Source organism: Fusibacter fontis (assembly GCF_055378735.1).
The window spans coordinates 14,930-32,573 of sequence record NZ_AP042445.1 but is presented as its reverse complement, the minus strand read 5'-3'; the positions used below and the strand labels follow the sequence as shown (position 1 = coordinate 32,573).

Sequence of the window (17,644 nt, the reverse complement as noted above, 5' to 3'; positions counted from 1 at the left end):
TATGAAAATAACCTAAGATTATTATAACCAAAATTATAAACAAAAAAGCCACTGATTTATATAACCTCAGTGACTTAAATTGCTAAATAATTTTTTTAGATTTGCTATTTATGATTTGTTACGAATGAGTCCTATTCATTTTATTACTCTGCAATTAACTCAATCAAATTCTTAAGAATCGCTGAGGCTTCTGCTCGAGTTGCCGTTCCTTTAGGATCAAATTTCAGATTTTCTTTTCCATTCATAATACCTGACTTTTGAACAACTGAGATGGCTTCTTTTGCGTATCCAGAAATCGAATCTTGATCTGCATAAGTTGCCAAAGTCATTTTTTCAGGAAGCAAATACTGTGTCGCTTGAGCAAAGTGACTCATCATAACAGCCATATCTTGGCGTGTAATTACTTGATTTGGACCAAATTGACGATTTCCGATGCCTTTAACTACACCATTTGCAACTGCCCATTCAATATATGGCATTGCAGGATCGCTACTTTGTACATCAGTAAAACTGGATGTATGATATGGACTCACATCAGCATCTGCAAGTTTACCAAGCGCCATTATAAATGCTGCACGTGTAACAGGAACATTTGGTGCAAATAAACCATTCCCGGACTCATTCAATAAATCACGATTACAAACAAAGTGAATTTTATCTTGAGCCCAATGTTGATCCACATCTGTTAAAGCGCTAGCATTCATTTTTTTACCGATTCCAAAGATCGATGGCGTCTGTGTTCTAAAGACAACTTTTCCCTTTGAATAAACGGAATTCGGTATCCAGTTCAATGATTCCTCTTGATTCATTTTATAACATAAGAGTTGATTTGTCGCTTCACCTGATGTTGCTTCATAACGAATTCCGATGGTTAACATGCCCTTATCAAAATGCGTCAATAATTGTGTTTCGTTATTTTTTTGAGATCGAACGGTCACTTCAAAGGCTGGGTAATTTCCTACATCATTCGAAATTTTGTCGAGTCCCTTCGTTTGTTTCATCGCCCAAATAGAGACAGTTCCCGTGGTTTTAGCCTCCATCTCTGAAAGCGTTTGTGAATTGAGTGCAATTTCAAAAATATTTGTTTCTATTTTTACACACATACCTGATGTAGCTTTAAACAAATCAAGTGCCTTTTCATCTATGCTCAAAATCACACTATGATACACTGCTGCATTTGATACTTTAAATACGATTGATTTATTTTGCTTTGTTTGACTCTTTAAAGATTTTATCGCTTCTTGAGCCATCGTTTCTGTGATGTGAAAACTCAAAATACCATCTTGAATAGTACCATCTGTCGTTTTAACTGAACCTGGATTAGATGTTTCCGGTGCAGGTACAGGTGGATTCACTGGCGGATTCACTGGCGGATTCACTGGCGGATTTATCGGCGGATTCACTGGCGGATTTACCGGAGTTTCATCTGGTACTGCTTCAAAGATTGCTCGTACGGTAACGTCGCTGTTTGGCATCGTGAACTTGTTGTTAACAATCACAATAGATCCACTCATCACTTGCCATTCTTTAAACTTAAATTTTGCATTCGGTGTCGCTGTTAAAGTGATTTCAGTTCCTTGTTTAGCTGTCGTAGGTGTTGCACTAGCAGTTCCATTGCCATCATTATGAACGTTAATGGCATAATCTGGTGCAAAAAATTCAATACTTCTTCCGCTAATCGCCCCTGAAAGTGTCACCGGTTCACTGTTTTCTTCTGTAACTTGAAGCGTATTTCCGCTGTCTACCAAACTATAGTAATTGCGATGAATACCAGAAAAATCCTCAGTTCCTGTTACATATTGAATTTCTGTTCCTGCTGGTATTCCAGAAAGAGAAATCAAGTCACTCTGTGATTTTGCTGAAGTCTTATCTAGGATACAGAATGGCGCAACTGCAGCATTTGTAATCAGTTTACTATCTTCATCTACTGTTAATTTTCCATCCGTAATATATACGCCATAGTCACAACTTGTCGAAAGTGTCGAGCCATTTAAGACGCTAACTCCACCCGACAACGCAGTGACGCCTACGCCACCTACGCCTTCTGCTTTTGCGAAAATTGAAGCGCCTCCGTCAATATTAACTGATTCAAATAAAATAGCACTGCTACTATCGGATACAACATTCAAGGTTGTACCGTTTCCAATGACATTCAATGCACTATTTGCTCCTCCACTTGTTCCGATGTTTACAGATCCATTTACAGTCAAATTTAATCCACCTGATACAGTCATTTGACCACCCTGACCATTCACAATATCATTTTCAATGGTTAGCTCTCCATCTCCAGACACGTTCAAATCACATGGATATTGTCCATTAAATAACACTGATCCATTGATAATCGAATGACCATTTACATGTATCGTCACTTGATCTGGTAAAGAAATCTGCTCTTGTAAAATAGTGTTATTACCAAGCACCAGCGTGTTGTTATCGAATGTATAACCATCATTTTCTAAAGTTCTATGACTGTGGTCAACATTGATAAAATCTAGCGGTTGACTGATTTCAATAAGCTGTGTCCCGTCATTTGCATACGTATCCCATTTTACTGGATACGAACCTTCAGAGTCGTTTTCAGTTGCAACTCTTACAACACCTCGTCCCGATAGGTGATAACTTTTAATAGTCTCTATCGAGGTTCCCAAACGCAATGTCAGAATCCCTTCATTTTGAATTGATGCTTGATTGTCAATTGAGACATTATTGACTGCATTAACAGTGGATACTTGACTAATACTCAACCGAGATTGAGCCCCACTTAATTGAATGTTTTTATAAACATCCACTCTACCTCGTTCAAAATAAGCCTTACTATTGTCAGATATAATAAGCGAATTTTGAACAAATGCTCCTTGATTGACATTTAAACAACTTCCAGATTCGAGTTTAATATTTCCACTTCCTGGAATCTTTCCATACACTGCTAAAACTTGATTCGATCCACTTTCATCCACTAATACTTTTGCACCATTCTTCAAAGTGAGATCTCCTAGTACAGATAATGAACATAGTCTCGCCTTTGTAGTAAGATGCGTATTTGAAATAGTTAAATCATTCATCAGCATGCCTTGATAACCGAAAACTTCTAGTGAATCATGCGGGGTCCCTTCAATTGTTAATAGGTTACCCACTTCGTTAACAATAGCTGCGCCGCCTATTTCTTGAGTATTTTCAATTGAATTTTTACCTTCAAGTTTGAGAACTTCCGTTGTGCCGAGATTGAGGACTGCACCACCATTCTTACTTATGCAAATGGTCGCATCGTGAAGAGTCGCCATACTAGGTGTATCTCCAAGTGCAGGTTGATACGACAAATAGCCAGCACCTGCTAGATAAATGGTTTTTTCGGTTGGAGGCGTCGATAAGTCAAGACCGATCTGTGAAATATCTCCACCATTTTTTCCAACCAAGATTTCAGGTGATAATTCAGTATTTCCAATAACTTGCATGTTTCCTAATATGAATCCCTTATCACCTATGCTCACATTTTGAGAGGCAATAATCGCTTTTGCTTGATTGTTCGCATAAATAAACACCTCATCCGCTTTGATTAGGACATCTTTTGTTGCATAAAGCGCTGCGCGATTTGAATATGCACTTGTGGATACAAGTTTTACTTTCTCACAGTTATCACCACTTGGATTGGTTATGGTGACTTGATTTGCTTGAATTGCATCTTGAGCAGTACCTTCAAGCACAACTTCGCGAGCTTTGATTGTCAAGTCCCTAGTTTGTAATCCATAATCACTAATGGATGAAAATTTTCCATTTGTCGTAATGTGTGTTTCACGTCCATAAATCCCAGCAGAAGTTCCCATGGATTCATTATGAAGGTCGATATCTTTGTCTGCTTGAATGGTGACCTTATTATCTCCACGGACGCATTGCGATGTCATACAGTTCATTGTAACACTGCCTATTTGAGAGGTTATTTCAACTAAACCTCCCTCCGTATAAATTCCGCCACGATTACTATTTATGATAATATTACCATATGCATTCATAATGCAGCTTGTTCCTTTTATCGTATAATCATTTGACGCGTCGACATTATTGACGATAATATTGCCTTTCGTTGCAGTAAGGGTCAAATTTTTACCATTTACAGCTCCAGAGTATGAATTTTTAGCCTTTAGGTTAACATCTCCCTCAGTTGCAGTTAATGAGATGTCTTGACCATAAAATGGATAACTGTCTATCGTTTGAATTGAATTTGCTGAAAGATGAATATCTCCCGCAGTACTAATTGGTTGGTAAACTGTATTGAAAATCAAATCACCTTTAAGATCTGCATTAACAGAACCTAGACCATTGACGTTGATTCCATAATATTTTCCTGCTAAAATTAAGTTCCCTTCTCCAATTATATTAAGCGACTGGCCATTGGCATTGATGACATTTCCATTACCAGTTGCAGTTAATTCTGAGTCACCCGTGATAATCAAATCAATAGGCTCTGAGTCAGGTAAAATCAAAACGGTCGAAGTTGTGGTAATCTGTGCATGATTGAATTCTAGTTTTGCATTTTCTGTAGCTGTTTTAGGCGTAAATAAAACATAGCCACTTCCCGCTTTATAACAAGTTGTGTTGCTTGGCATGTTAAACTGCGTATCCAAGTCTCCAGATGCCGTCTTTCCTGAAATATTCAATCCTTTGTCACTGATGTCACCACCATAAACCGCGTCAATTGGATTGCCATTTTTAAATATTTTCGTTCCTGATTCAGTGGTTCTAATCACCATGCCATTTACTGAAGTCAGCTCTGCTTGACCGGCAATATCAATTGCGAATTGAGCAGAAATTAAGATGTCTTTGTCCGCCGTGATTGTGGCAAAACCTCCAATGGCAGGAACACTAGGATAGATGCTAGAAACTGTTACAGAACCATTAGTTGATGTTGCAGTTAAATTTCCACCCACTGCGATTCCATTCATCATATTTTTAATGCAAATATCTCCAGTAGCGTTGATATTCGCAGAACTACCAATTGTCGGAGTTGGTCCAGTGCCTAGAATCGTAACATCAGTTGCCTTAGTAATAGCGACATTTCCTAGAACTGTTGGTAAAAAACTACACCCCGAAATCTCAATACTGCCATTGACGCTAAGTTCTGTATCTCCTTCTATTGCTGAGCCGCTACCAGCTGATTTCACAGAAAGATTTTCTGCATTTGGAACAATGAGCTTACTGTCAATTGCTATACCATTTCCAAAATTCGTCACAGTTATATCTCCAGATGAAGATAAACTTACCGTGCCATTTTTTCCGCCTTCATAGCAATCTGCTATTAAAATTGGCGATAAAGGTGTATTGCCTTGAATACTCAAATCGCCATTCAGCGCTTGAATCGAAATATTTAAACCGCCAGTAGTCGCTAATTGTCCATTTGATTGATTGGTCAATTGGACTTGACCACCTACTAAAGCGATATTTTCGTTACAATTTACAGTGGCACTTGAATTATTGCCTTTTATCGAAAGCGTGTCGGATACTACAAGTGAAACTGAATCACAATTAACGATGGCTTGATTTGTCTGAGATTCAATATATAACGAACCCGAAAAGTTTGACGCATTCAAACTTCCATTTTGTCCTAGCACGCCATATGCATTTGTGCTGATAATAGACAATGACCCTGTTCCAGATAGTGTTAAGATTGTACCTTCAATCGTTAGACCTGAACTCATACCAGTATAAGTAACATCACCAAAAACCATTAAATTCGCACCGTTATCGGTGATGTCATATAGTAAATACCCCCCCACCTCAGGCGCTTCATCATGAGCTGTTATTTGATCGCCAATGACCGTGTAAAACTTGTTTTTAACAAGTGTTTCCAAACCAAGTTTCACTTCTGGTGATTCATCTGCCCATGCTGACATGGACAATAAATTGATTGCCATACACAAGCATAGCAACAGACTTAGTATTCTTTTTTTCATATTTCCTCCACAAAATTTATTTTACGCTAAACATTTATTTTACGATGCATGATATCAAAATCATGCATATGATTGTAAAACAACAGCCTGTTACAAAATACCATTTTATTATAATGCTATCAATAAGAGCCGTATAAGTGGTCATTATTTTGCATGAGTGGTCAATAGAAAAAATATATTGCATACATGAAATGAAAAAAATATACTATTCCTAACTACATAATTTTTACTGTTAATTTTTTTGTTAACTTCATTTGCCATCAACAAGGAGCCTTTATGATCACGATATCTGAATACACTAAAAAAAATTTTCAAGACGCCTTAAAACTAGATGTCTTTAATTCTCAAAAAAAATTTGTTCCGTCCATTCTTGAATCGCTTGCTTTTGCCTATATAAAACCATGGGACGAATGCTTTGACCCCTATCTTTTGTATGCATCAGACGAGTTAGTAGGCGCGTTTTACATTTCGTATACGCCAAGTACTCATGACGACTATTGGATTGGTGGATTTTTTATTGATAAGAATTACCAAAATCGTGGCATTGGGCGTGAAGCTTTTAGAGAAATATTGACTTTTATCAAAAATAAGCACACGAACTGCCTTGAAATTCAATTGACGGTTGAACAAGATAATGTTGTGGCGCAAAAGTTTTATGAGTCTTTTGGATTTGTCAGCCAAAATGAGTTAAACCCAGATGGCGAGATCAAATATAGCCTCAAATACCCGAATGAAAATTAGGTTGACACATTCAAACTATTTTGTTAATATAATGATATCCTATATAATTATTATTTTTTTAATTACCAAAAGGGCTGGTTCTTCTGAACCAGTCTTTTTTTGTCGTCATTTCATTGTAATTTTCGCTTAGATGAGATACCATGACATTATTCCTATTAAAATGACCGATTTTCTTCTACCATGAAAGGACCCATACATGAAACGCTTTAAAAAGATTTACATCGAAATTACCAATGTATGCAATCTGAACTGTGATTTTTGCCCCCTGACTTCTCGATCACCTGAATGGATGCGAGTAGATTCATTTGAATACATCATCTCGCAAGTGAAACCATTGACCGATCAGGTTTATTTTCATCTTATGGGAGAGCCCTTGCTACATCCTGACTTAGCCGCTTTTCTCACCATTTGTCACGAGAACGATTTAAAGGTGAACATTACTACGAATGGCGTATTGATCTCTGAGCAAATGGATTTACTCATACAATCACCCGCAATTAAGCAAGTGAATATTTCACTCAGCAGTTTTGAAGCCAACGCACATTCACTTTCACTGGAGCACTATATTCAATCTATTACAGATTTCGCACTTAAAGCACAGGCCCAGTCCAATCTCGTGGTTTCACTTCGTCTTTGGAACCTTGATTCCGATACGCTTAAAGGCGCAAATCAATGGAACGACGCAATTTTTCAGTTACTCGAATCGCATCTCAATCTTGAGTTTAAAATAAAAGAAAAGTGTCAAACCTATCGTGGTGGCAATCTGCTCAAGAATATATACATCAATCAGGCAGAGAAATTTGAGTGGCCGGATATAGATCGCGAGGATCAAGTTGAATCGGTTTTCTGCTATGGTCTTAGAGATCATATCGGAATATTAGTAGACGGAACCGTGGTACCGTGTTGTTTGGATAGCGAAGGGACGATTGCGCTCGGAAATTTATACGAAACACCGCTAAAAGAAATCGTTGAATCTAAGCGCGCACAAAATATGATCAAAGGCTTTACCAATCGACAAGTACAAGAAGAACTCTGTAAAAAATGCGGTTATGCACGTCGTTTTTAATGAATGTGAAAATTGAGTTTCAAATTATGATAGAAAATTTTTCTGATATTCGGAACTTTTTGCAACTATATCGCGTCCTAATTGTGAAATCAAAATTAAACGATACAAAACGGAGGCAATTATGAAACACACAAAAAAAAATGGCGCTATCGCCATGGCATTAACACTGAGTCTTGGACTTTTCACTTTTTTATCACCCGTTAGTAGCTATGCTTATGTAAATGTAAATGTAGATGTTAACTCAACTGCATTAGCTCAGTTACCACAAAATTTAGTAACTGACTTACATGGTGAAGCAGTCGTAAAAAAACCACTTGAAAACAATCAGTTATTGGTGACGGTTAATGAAATGGACATTGTTCTTAATATTTCTGATGAGACCTTGATCATCAGCAACAAAACTGGACTTCCAACTAGTCTCACTGGTCTAAAAGTAAATGATTCGGTATTTGTTTATTACAGTGCCGCTATGACGAGAAGTTTACCTCCACAATCGCATGCAATTGCCATTGTGACTGAAATCGAAAAAGAAGCAAGCCGCGCACAACTCTTTACTATTAAAGAAATCATTTCACAAAAAGACGGTGAAATCAGAGCGCTCAATAAAGAAGGCGATTTAATCGTTACATTTACAAAAGACATGCCCCTTTCACCATATAAAACAAAACAAATGACACAGTTATCTGATATAAAAGTCGGAACGCAACTCTTTATTTGGTACGACATCGTCGCAATGAGCTATCCCGGTCAAACAGGTGCGACAAAAGCAGTTTTAGTGGGTCAAGAAGAAGGCCTCGGACCTAGAGCCGTTTATACGCCTTGGGCTGGACTGGATGCATTTCATTTAGTGATCAACAAACAAACGATTACCATGACAAACCAGAAGGTTTTAGATCGAAATGGACATCTCATGGTGCCGCTCAGTTCAGTGGCAAAATCGTTGGGCTTTAAAATTACATGGAATGCGAAAGATCAAAGCATTTTGCTCGATGATGGAACCGTTAAAACGACTGTTTACATTGGAGAAGATCAATATTTCAAAGCGAGTAGTCAAGCGCTTGGATTAACAGCTTCATTCTCACTGGGCGCTCCAGCAGAGATTATCGAAGGTAGAACTTACGTCCCTGCTTCACTATTTAACTTACTCTATAGTGATAATGATGCTGTCACATTGAAAATGAAATAGCAAAAAAATAAACGAAGTGATCTAAATTTATAGGTCACTTCGTTTTTATTTTCAATTTTTATTTTTAGTTTTTACTGAAATACCCGTCTAGAAAACTTATTACTCAAAATCCACATCCACACGCATGATACCAATAAACACGTCATGATATGGATGAACTCTCCTTGTATGATGATTTTTCCTACCCAATAACTTGGTAACACACCAAATATGGCTAGGTAAGGACTTTGATCAAAATACACTGCGATAAATCCAACGATCATAAAACCACTCAATTTAATTAATGCCATTCCCTCTACTTTATTTTTTGCAAATGAAATAACGAGCATTGCAACGTCAATTGCAATAATGGAATTTAAAAATGCCAATAATGCAATATGGCTCATTTTGAAAATTACTAATGAAAAAACTTGAGTCACTATAATATTATAAAGAATTGAGATGCCCGTAATCATGCCAATGCGTGAAAAGATGTACCCAAATTTTCCTATTGGTGTGACCATGAGATACTTTGCTGTTCCGTTATCAAGTTCTTCAAGCATCACCATCACCCCTGCAAAACAAAGCATCAGAGGTGTCATGTAGGTCAGTAGCAGATCAAAAAGAACGTAGTAGGGTTCAAGTGAAACCTGTATATGAACGATTTGTACCAACAACCGCTCGACTTGAGGGAGTCCAAATTTAAATGCACTCCCCATTAAAATTGGTGCAAATAAGCAAACAACTAGCATGTAATCTCCCCAAATATTTTTGAGAAACTGTCCAAATGCGGATATAAGTCCTTTCATATTTTACCGCCTCCTAGTTGTTGCATGTAGGTTTCCACCATTTTTCGACAAATAACATATGCCAAGACATCCCAAAATAACAGTGACATGACACTGATGATGTTTGCAATGATATAAGTGGTTTGTTCCATCTGTTCAAGCATTTCTCCGCAAGTCATAATCAATTGAATCGTTGATACCCCTGGATGAATTAGCCACCATTTGCTGTGAATCACATCAAAAAGATATAAAATTGCAGGTAGACAGATGATGATTTCAAATGGAACAACCCCTAAAACAAATTGATTGAGACTTGTTGTTTTAACCGAAACTCCTATCGCACAAATCGAAAATAATGTCGACGATAAAACAACCGCTAAAACTGCATATACTACGGATATATTGGCAAAATAGGCAATAATTGAAGCAGATCCCCCACCTAATATCGTCAGTGACGCAATTTTTGAAATCATATATTCATCTATTGAAATTGGACTCACAAACAATGCGTGATTGACTCTCTGGCTCTTCTCAAGCAAAAAAAACGCTCCCATAAAAAACAAGCCCATAGCTGCTGGATCTGTAAAAATAAGAAAGACTCCTACTCGTTGTCGATACGTCTCTGGAATCACTTGAATAAAAAGCGCATAAACTACCGTTAAAATAATATAGAGCAAAACAATTCCATATTTTCGAGTGAAACGCAGGTCATTCTTTAATAAACTGACCCCTCTTTTGAAAGTAAATTGTATCTGCATCATGTCAGTACCCTTCCTGTCAAATCCATGAAAACATCGCCAAGTGTCTGTTCTTTCGAGTGAATGGTGATTAGTCTATTTTCTGAAATCAACCGCTTTAAATGATCATCATTTCCAGTCTGGGAGATGTCACATCTTCTAACGATTTCGCAATCTCCCTCCATATAAGTATATTCAACGAGTGCAGCAGATTTTTTTAAAATGAGTTCTCTTGGAGAATCCAATGCCTTCATCTGACCATCAATAATAAATGCAACGCGATCACATAATTCTGTTGCGTCTTGCATATTGTGCGTGGTTAATATAATGGTCTTTCCCTTTTTCTTTTCTGCCAATATTAATTGTTTCATAAGTTGACTATTGGTAGGATCCAGACCGCTTGTTGGTTCATCTAAAAATAGAATATCTGGATCATGTACCAAAGCTTTAATGAAATTAAGCCGACTTTTCATTCCTTTCGAATACTCTAGTACTTTTTTATTCCCATCCTTTTCGAGTCCAACCGATGCCAGCAATTCATCGACATCTCTTTTTTGCGACTGGTATAATGATGCAAAAAATGTTAAATTTTCACGTGCTGTTAATTTTTCATATAACGTTGGAAATTCAAAGTCAATCCCTATTTTCTCATAAAATAACCGGCTGTGATTTTTGACCTCCATCTGGTTAACTCGAACAGACCCCTGATAATGTTTCAACATCCCGATGAGTATTTTTTGAAGAGTTGTTTTTCCAGCGCCTGAAGGTCCTAAAAATCCCAGAATTTCTCCTCTATTTACAACGAAGGAAATATCTTTTATGAACGGTTGTTTTGTGTAGCTAAATGCTAATTCATCTACTTGAATCATCTTTATGCTCCTTTTTCATGGCAGGTTTTTTACTCGAATATTTTTTCTGTAATGCCGTCTATCAGCAGTTTGATTGTCTCGTCAAAGATGTTTTCACCAATTTCCGATTTATGCAGCATCATAAGAACAATACCACGCAAAGCGCCACTATATGGCGCTAAATCCTTACCTTGTGCCCCTGGAATCAAAGAAAAAAGCCGCTCGATACTTTGGTCATCTTCTTGAATATTGCGTTCCAATGCTTCTTGTGGCAACTTTCTAAGCAATAATTCGTAATCTCCACTTGTTAATAGCGGAAAGAGAAACGAACGCGTTGTCTTTTTAAATAAGTCAAAAATAAGTTGCGAAAATTGTGATTTTGACATGCTTGGTCCTATTTTTGACAAGGTGTCGATCAATTCATTTTGAATCTTTGCTTGTTCTTCTAAAACCACTTCATAAAGCAACATTTCCTTGGATGCATAAAAAAGATAAAACGTTCCTTTGGGAATATTCACTCGCTTCACAATTTCATCAACAGTTGTCTTCTTGATTCCATACTGCGAAAACATTGCTCTCGCCACAGCTTTTAGTTGTTCATCAATTTTCTGTCTTTCCTTATCAGTAAATGATCTTGGCACGATACCTCCTAAATGATATCCATCTATTTAACTTATGATGGTTTAAGTGCTAGAGCGTTGTGAAGACTGTCAAACTGCATTTGTCTATTTGACCAAATGTATTTATTCAGTCACACATAGATAGTATAAATCTTTGCCATTGCTCTGTCAACTATCTCATCCTTTGCTGATGAATTTTTTATTCAGATGATTTTTCTAATTTGGATGATTTTTCTAATTTGGATGATTTTTTAAATTGGATGATTTTTTAAATTTGAATGTTTATTTGAAATTTATTGGGGTATTTAAATCGTATACAATTAAATTAAAAACAACCGGAGGACAGCATGATGAATCAATCATTTTTAGAAGCAGTAAAGGGAAGAAGATCCTATTATGGAATTAGTAAAGCATCACCTATCAGTGATGAAAGAATTGAAGAAATTGTCTCACACGCAGTGAAACACGCCCCTTCAGCAATGAACTCACAAACGGCTAGAGTCGTTATTTTATTTGGACAGCAACACGATCACTTTTGGGACATGACAAAGGAATCCTTACGAAAAATCGTTCCAGCTGATCACTTTGAACCAACAGAGCAAAAAATGGCTGCTTTCAAAAACGGCTATGGCACCCTTCTATTTTTCGAAGACATGAGCATTGTTGAATCCCTTCAAAAACAATATGCACTCTATAAAGACAATTTTCCAGTCTGGTCGCAACAATCCAGCGGAATGAATCAATACATTATATGGACTGCACTTGAATCTGAAGGTCTTGGTGCTTCTCTTCAGCACTATAACGAAGTCGTTGAAGATGACGTCAAAAATCATTGGCACATTCCAAGCAACTGGAAATTAATTGCTCAGATGCCTTTTGGAAAACCGATTGCTGAACCGAGTGAAAAACAGTTTTCACCTCTGGAAGAGCGAATTAAGGTATTTAGATAAATCTATAATATCATTTAGCGACTCAACAAAAATACATCTATTATGAGTGTATAAAAAAAAGCCTGTAACTCAACCAAGGAATAATCCAAGGTTAGAACTTACAGGCTTTATTTCATTTATTGGGTGCTATTCGTTCTTAGATGTTACTCGTTCATCAGTTGTTCAAGTGCATATACCAGGCCGTCTTCATCGTTGCTTTTAGTGACAAAATCAGCGGCAGATTTAAGTGCCTCTGTGGCATTTGCCATGGCTACACCCTTTCCAGCATACGAAATCATATCCAGATCGTTTTCATTGTCGCCAAAAGCGATCACATCTTCAACTTCAATCTGATAGTGTTGACGAATGGCTTCAATTCCAGATGCTTTTGAAATGCCTTGCGCCATGACATCAAATGAAGTTTGAAGTGACATACATGTTTGTGTGCCCTCTATCGCACGGACTTCTCTCATGAGTGATTGATATGTTTCAGCATCTTCATGATAAACACCAATTTTATAAATCGGAATTTTTCCAATATACTCGATCATCTTCATGCCGCAATCTGATGCAAACTCAATCTGAAATTGAAATTGTTCAGGAAGAGACGGCATTTCTTCAAAGTACTTGAGCGCTAAATGCGATCTTCTTGATGCAAAAATCTCATCAATTGCATAGTAATGAAAATACGCACCATATTTCTCACATACTTCTGTCACTTTAGCTGCAATTCCTTGTGGAATCTCCACTGCATGGATGATTTCATTTGTCTTCAAATGCTTGACTACAGCGCCATTACACGAGATGAGAAATCCGTCATAATCGAGCTTTTGCGTGACAATTTTTCCTGCAGCGTGCATTCTACCCGTGGCAATGGCAAATGGATGTCCTTGCTCGATATAGGAGAATATCGCATTTCGAGTGGTTTCAGAGATGGATTTGTCCATTCTCAGTAGCGTTCCATCAATATCCGATATAATTAACTTTTGTTTCATCTTGTCCTCAATTCTAATCGTGCTGATCTAAATACTAACTGTGCTGATATCAATCTAATCGCGCTGATACCATACTTATCGTGCCGACCTTATTTTTATTGCGCTAATCTATTCCTTTGTGACTATGCGAGCTCAAAATCAATCTCTCTAAGTGCTGGATCTGCTTTTGTAACGACAACTTCGATTTCATCACCAAGTGCATAAATCTTTCGCGTTCTTTCACCGACGAGTTGCAATCTTGCTTCATCATATACATAAAAATCATCATCTAAGTTATCCACTCTTAAAAGCCCTTCAATGGTGTTATCGAGTTCGATAAACAATCCAAATGAAGTCACAGAAGAAATAATGCCCGTAAAGGTCTCGCCAATATGATCCATCATGTACTCAGCCATCTTCATATCGTCCACTTCACGTTCAGCGAGTTCTGCATTACGCTCTTTTTCGGAACTTTGAATCGAAACTTCTTCCACGATTTTCTTCAGTTCAGCGATGCGTTTTTCACTGAGTTTTCCAGCAATCATTTCTTTGATGATACGATGGATTTGTAAGTCAGGATAACGTCTAATTGGCGAGGTAAAATGACAATAATACTTCGCGGATAGACCAAAGTGACCATCGTTATTTGGGGAATACTTCGCTTGTTTAAGAGAGCGAAGGGCCATTTTACTGATGACATGTTCTTCCTTCTTACCCGTTACTTCTTCAATCAGTTGCTGAATCGCTTTCGGATGAACTTCCTCGACATTTCCTTTTACTTTGTAACCAAAATGATTGAGGAATTTATTGAGCGCTTCAATCTTCTCAGGACTTGGCGTTTCGTGAATTCTATAAACAAAAGGGAGTTCTAACCAAAACATATGCTCAGCCACTGTTTCATTTGCTGCAAGCATAAAGTCTTCAATGATTCTATGACCAATTCGTCTTTCAGCTTTTCCGATGAAAATCGGTTTCCCATTTCCATCAAGTTGAATTTTGGTTTCAGCAAAATCGAAGTCAATGGATCCTCTACGCTCTCTTTTTTGTTTGAGTTTATGCGCTAAGTCTTTCATCAGCTCAAGTTCTTCTAAAATATGCTCATAACGCGTTCTAAGTGCCGGCGTTAATGCATCTTCTAAAATATCTGAAACGTCATCGTAATTCATGCGTTCAACGGTCTTAATGACACTTTCACAAATACGATGTTTCACCACTTCACCTGAATCATTGATTTCCATTATGCAAGATAATGTCAATCGATTCACTTGTGGGTTCAAGCTACAGATTCCATTTGATAATCGTTCAGGCAGCATGGGAATTACGCGATTGAGTAGATAGACACTGGTTGCACGTGAAAGCGCTTCTTTATCAATTTTCGAGCGTTCTTTCACATAATTGGTGACATCTGCAATATGAACACCCAGCTCATAATGACCGTTATCCAGTTTGATCACATGTACCGCATCATCTAGATCCTTCGCATCTTTTCCATCAATGGTGATAACTTTATAACTTCTAAAATCTTCTCTTCCACGCGTCATCTCGTCTGTAACGTCCAGTGGAATTTGATCTGCTTCATCCAGCACTTTGCTACTGAAAACTTCTGGGAGTTTAAATGTCCGAATAATGGATAAAATGTCGACGCCAGGTGCACCTGTCTGACCGAGAATTTCCACGATTTTTCCCTCGGGATTACGTCGATCTTCAGGCCATTTGCTAATCTCAACCACGACTTTGTCTCCGTGTTTTGCTCCTAACATTTGATTTCTTGAAACGAAGATATCTTTTCTTAGCTTTTGATCATCTGGAACGACAAATCCAAAATTCTTACTTTCTTCGTACGTTCCAACGATGACTGTGTTTGCACGCTCAACAATTTTAATGACTTCGCCTTCACTTTTTTGCTCCGGTCCACCAACTTTGGTGAGTTTTACCTGAACTTTATCACCGTTCATTGCACTATTGAGTGCATCGGATGGAATAAAAATGTCCTTCATTTCAACATTTTCTACGATGACAAAGCCGTATCCTCTCATGGCAATTTGAATGCGTCCAACATAAATCTGGAAAAATTCCGGTAAAGCAATTTTTCCTTTTTTTGTTTTGATGATTTTAGATTCATCATCCAATGCTTCTAGGCTTGCTACGAAAGTAGAACGATCAATGGGATCAACATTCATCGCTAAAAATAGATCCATTTCTTGGAATGCTTTGTCTGAGTGCGCTTTTAAATAGTCAATGATATCTTCTTTTTTCATATAGCCTCCCTATCGCGTATTACGCTTTTGGTTTCATCAATGGGAAAAATACACATTCACGAATTGGTCGGTTCATCATTACTGAGAAAAATCTTTCAGATACACCAAAACCAAATGCTGGTGGCATACCATATCTTAATGCTTCAATAAACGTTTCATCATGTTCATGTGCTTCTGAATCTCCAGCTTCGCTCATGTCACGTTGCTCTCTAAAACGCGCTTCTAAATCTAATGGATTATTAAGCTCTGTGTAACCATTACCCATCTCAGATCCTGCGAGGACGATTTGCATTTGAGCCACTTTGCGCTCGTCGCCTTCAAGACGTTTCGGAAGTGGATTCAATTGTACTGGTTGACCTACTAAGAATCCTGGACCCGCTAAATCTTTTCTTACCGCTTTCCAAAGAATATCCACAAGTCTCCAGAATCCTACTTTAGGGTCATACTCTACTCCAAGTGAATCTAATTTTGCCCCAATTTCTTGTTCAGTCGTGTTGAAAATATTAATACCCATTTTTTCTTCAATAATAGTTTCAAAATCATAAATTTCCCATTCGGCATCCATATCGATTTCAAAGCCACGAGTTGTGAACTTAGAAGTTCCCATAACGGCTTTTGTTACACGGCGATACATTTCCTTACAGAATTCCATACCTTCTTTAAAGTCAGCATATGCCCAGTAGAATTCCATTTGCGTATAATCTTGTAAATGCTCGTTACTCATACCTTCATTTCTAAATTGTCGACCAATTTCAAATGTTTTTTCATATCCGGCAACGAGTAATTTTTTCTGCCAAAGTTCACCCATGGAAATTCTCAAGTAAACATCGATATCAAGCGCATTGTGATGTGTTGCAAATGGTGTTGCAGCAGCACCACCTGATGATGTCTCAAGAACAGGCGTTTCAACTTCTAAGAAGTCATTTTCGATCAAATAATTACGGATGGTGCTCCAGAATTTTTGTTTTTTAAGGAAAATATCTTTCACTTCCGGATTTGTAATAATATCTAAATAACGTTTTCTAAATTTTGTATCTTCATCTGATATCCCATGGAATTTTTCAGGAAGTGGTTTAAGCGCTTTAGTTAAATGAATATATTCACTTGCCTTCACACTGATTTCACCAGTATTTGTCTTAAATACAACGCCTCTGATTCCAACGATATCTCCAATATCACACATTTCAAATAATGCATAGTCTCTTTCTGATAACGCATCTTGTCTTAAGTAAACTTGAATTTGTCCATCATTATCTTGAATGTGCATAAATCCAGCTTTGCCTTTGCTTCGTTTTGTCATGATACGTCCAGCAACAGCCACTTGTACATTGAGGTCGTGAATTTCTTCTTTTTCCATACCTTCATACGTGCGAATGAGTTCAGCAGAATGATGTGTTAAATCAAATCTTCCGCCAAATGGATCGACACCAAGTGCTCTTAAATCTTCTAATTTTCCCATACGGATTAACTCTTGTTCGCTAAATTTTTTTCTGCCTTCACTTGTCATGTTGTTGTCATTTAATGTGTTTTCATTTAATGTGTTTTCATTTAATGTGTTTTCGCTCATCAT

General features: G+C 37.4%; 12 protein-coding genes. 4 read left to right on the top strand and 8 right to left on the bottom strand.

Features of this window, described 5'->3' with window-relative positions; genetic code table 11:
• Nucleotides 1-143: 143 nt before the first annotated feature.
• A complete protein-coding gene (locus ACZ41W_RS00120) occupies nucleotides 144-5,948 on the bottom strand; it encodes an S-layer homology domain-containing protein (RefSeq protein ID WP_464312860.1) in 5,805 nt (1,934 codons plus the stop codon).
• Nucleotides 5,949-6,224: 276 nt separating this feature from the next.
• On the opposite strand from ACZ41W_RS00120, the gene ACZ41W_RS00115 reads away from it, so the two are divergent.
• The 3 genes from ACZ41W_RS00115 (at nucleotide 6,225) to ACZ41W_RS00105 (ending at nucleotide 8,941) form a co-directional block, all read left to right on the top strand.
• The gene (locus ACZ41W_RS00115) at nucleotides 6,225-6,689 is read left to right on the top strand and encodes a GNAT family N-acetyltransferase (protein ID WP_464312859.1); all 465 of its coding nucleotides are present in this window, start codon (nucleotides 6,225-6,227) and stop codon (nucleotides 6,687-6,689) included.
• Nucleotides 6,690-6,885: 196 nt separating this feature from the next.
• A complete protein-coding gene (locus ACZ41W_RS00110; protein ID WP_464312858.1) occupies nucleotides 6,886-7,755 on the top strand; it encodes a radical SAM/SPASM domain-containing protein in 870 nt (289 codons plus the stop codon).
• A 121-nt stretch (nucleotides 7,756-7,876) separates the two neighbouring features.
• A complete protein-coding gene (locus tag ACZ41W_RS00105) occupies nucleotides 7,877-8,941 on the top strand; it encodes a copper amine oxidase N-terminal domain-containing protein (protein WP_464312857.1) in 1,065 nt (354 codons plus the stop codon).
• A 71-nt stretch (nucleotides 8,942-9,012) separates the two neighbouring features.
• Here the strand turns inward: ACZ41W_RS00105 and ACZ41W_RS00100 are convergent, their stop codons facing one another.
• The 4 genes from ACZ41W_RS00100 to ACZ41W_RS00085 are packed head-to-tail and all read right to left on the bottom strand — an operon-like array spanning nucleotide 9,013 to nucleotide 11,934.
• Complete coding sequence (locus ACZ41W_RS00100; RefSeq protein WP_464312856.1) at nucleotides 9,013-9,729, bottom strand: hypothetical protein; 717 nt, start codon at nucleotides 9,727-9,729, stop codon at nucleotides 9,013-9,015.
• A complete protein-coding gene (locus tag ACZ41W_RS00095; RefSeq protein ID WP_464312855.1) occupies nucleotides 9,726-10,469 on the bottom strand; it encodes a hypothetical protein in 744 nt (247 codons plus the stop codon). Before ACZ41W_RS00095 ends, ACZ41W_RS00100 begins: the two co-directional genes overlap by 4 nt.
• On the bottom strand, nucleotides 10,466-11,314 hold the full coding sequence (locus ACZ41W_RS00090; RefSeq protein ID WP_464312854.1) for an ABC transporter ATP-binding protein: 849 nt from the start codon (nucleotides 11,312-11,314) through the stop codon (nucleotides 10,466-10,468). Before ACZ41W_RS00090 ends, ACZ41W_RS00095 begins: the two co-directional genes overlap by 4 nt.
• Before the next feature lie 29 nt (nucleotides 11,315-11,343).
• Nucleotides 11,344-11,934: a TetR/AcrR family transcriptional regulator gene (locus ACZ41W_RS00085; protein WP_464312853.1), complete on the bottom strand. Its 591-nt coding sequence runs from the start codon at nucleotides 11,932-11,934 to the stop codon at nucleotides 11,344-11,346.
• A 329-nt stretch (nucleotides 11,935-12,263) separates the two neighbouring features.
• Here ACZ41W_RS00085 and ACZ41W_RS00080 point away from each other — a divergent pair, with 329 nt between their 5' ends.
• The gene (locus ACZ41W_RS00080) at nucleotides 12,264-12,863 is read left to right on the top strand and encodes a nitroreductase family protein (RefSeq protein ID WP_464314296.1); all 600 of its coding nucleotides are present in this window, start codon (nucleotides 12,264-12,266) and stop codon (nucleotides 12,861-12,863) included.
• 143 nt (nucleotides 12,864-13,006) lie between these two features.
• On the opposite strand, the gene ACZ41W_RS00075 is transcribed toward ACZ41W_RS00080, so the two are convergent.
• The 3 genes from ACZ41W_RS00075 to lysS all read right to left on the bottom strand — a co-directional run bounded on the left by ACZ41W_RS00075 (nucleotide 13,007) and on the right by lysS (nucleotide 17,533).
• On the bottom strand, nucleotides 13,007-13,837 hold the full coding sequence (locus ACZ41W_RS00075; protein ID WP_464312852.1) for a Cof-type HAD-IIB family hydrolase: 831 nt from the start codon (nucleotides 13,835-13,837) through the stop codon (nucleotides 13,007-13,009).
• Nucleotides 13,838-13,959: 122 nt separating this feature from the next.
• A complete protein-coding gene (gene rnr / locus ACZ41W_RS00070; RefSeq protein ID WP_464312851.1) occupies nucleotides 13,960-16,074 on the bottom strand; it encodes a ribonuclease R in 2,115 nt (704 codons plus the stop codon).
• Between the two features lie 19 nt (nucleotides 16,075-16,093).
• A complete protein-coding gene (gene lysS, locus ACZ41W_RS00065; protein WP_464312850.1) occupies nucleotides 16,094-17,533 on the bottom strand; it encodes a lysine--tRNA ligase in 1,440 nt (479 codons plus the stop codon).
• Nucleotides 17,534-17,644: the final 111 nt, after the last annotated feature.